We start from the raw sequence: 1,409 nt of genomic DNA, 5'->3' as shown, positions 1-1,409 counted from the left end.
GATCACACCCACATGGGCAAAGCCGCGCGCCGCGCCACCGCCCAGCGCCAGCCCGATGCGCACCGGCTTTCTGGCGGCCTCCGCCGGTAGCGGCGCTACAGGCGCGGCCGGTCCGGGCGGCGCTGTGGCGCAGCCGGCAAACAGCGACAAAACCGCAGCCAGGCCGATGCCCGCCAGCCAGTCCAGCCCTCGTGAAGGCTTGCACAACGTAGGGGGACTACCAAGAATGATTCTTATTTGCTTTATCATGGCCGGGCTTTAAAAATACCAGTAAGGAAGTGGAAAGTTATGTACAAAAAAGTGGTTCTCTCGTCGCTGATGCTGCTGGCAGGCTTGGCATCAGCGCAGGAACAGGTGGTCAACTTGTATTCTGCCCGCCATTACCAGACGGACGAAAAGCTCTACAGCGACTTCACCAAGGCCACCGGGATCAAGGTGAACCGCGTGGACGCGGATGACGCCGGCATTTTGGCGCGCCTGAAGGCCGAAGGCACGGCATCTCCTGCCRACGTGATTTTGCTGGTCGATGCCGCGCGCCTGCACAAGGGCGATGCGGACGGCCTCTTCAAGCCCATCAAGTCACCCGCCCTGGAAGCCGCCATCCCGGCCAAGTTGCGCGCCAAGGAAACGGCCGAAGGCACGACCTGGTTCGGCTTCTCGACGCGCGCCCGCGTTGTGGTGTTTGACAAGCTCAAGGTCAAGAAAGCCGACGTGGACACCTACGAAAAGCTGGCCGACCCGAAGAACAAGGGCCTGCTGTGCACCCGCTCCGGTGCACATCCGTACAACCTCTCCCTCTTCGGTGCGGTGACCGAGCATCTTGGCGAAGCCAAGGCCGAGCAATGGCTCAAGGGCTTGGTGGCGAACATGGCGCGTGACCCCAAGGGCGGCGACAGCGACCAGATCAAGGCCGTGGCCAGCGGCGAGTGCGGCATTGCGCTGACCAACACCTACTACCTGGCGCGCATCATGCGTTCCAACGCGCCTGAAGACAAAGTCGTGGCCGACCGCGTGGGCGTGGTCTTCCCCAACCAGGACAGCTGGGGCACGCATGTGAATATCGCCGGCGCGGCGGTTGCCAAAAACGCCAAGAACACGGCCAACGCCGTCAAGTTCATGGAATATCTGGCCAGCCCGAGCGCACAGGAGTACTTTGCCAACGGCAACAACGAGTGGGCCGCCGTACCGGGGCTGGGCGTGAGCAATCCCGCGCTCAAGKCCATGACACCGTCGGGCAATGGCAGCTTCAAGTCTGAAACCATCCCGATCAGCGCCGTGGGCAACAACCAGCTCAAAGTGCAGCAGATGTTGGACCGTGTCGGCTACAAATAAGCCAACGCCCCACTTTTGCGAAAAGCCCGGCCGCCGAAAGGCGCCGGGCTTTTTCATCGCCGGGCCGTCCCTAGATG

At 62.3% G+C, this 1,409-nt stretch carries 1 protein-coding gene and 1 pseudogene; one reads left to right on the top strand and one right to left on the bottom strand.

What is annotated here, in order from left to right:
- A pseudogene (locus AC1D1P_RS23385) lies at positions 1-249 on the bottom strand (hypothetical protein); the annotation flags it as partial.
- A 39-nt stretch (positions 250-288) separates the two neighbouring features.
- Here AC1D1P_RS23385 and AC1D1P_RS23380 point away from each other — a divergent pair.
- Positions 289-1,332: an extracellular solute-binding protein gene (locus AC1D1P_RS23380; protein ID WP_477674644.1), complete on the top strand. Its 1,044-nt coding sequence runs from the start codon at positions 289-291 to the stop codon at positions 1,330-1,332.
- The last annotated feature ends 77 nt before the right edge of the window (positions 1,333-1,409 follow it).

Source organism: Polaromonas sp. P1_E1_2, from assembly GCF_056406035.1.
The sequence above is the reverse complement of the archived record's forward strand: the minus strand, read 5'-3'. Positions and strand labels throughout refer to the sequence as shown.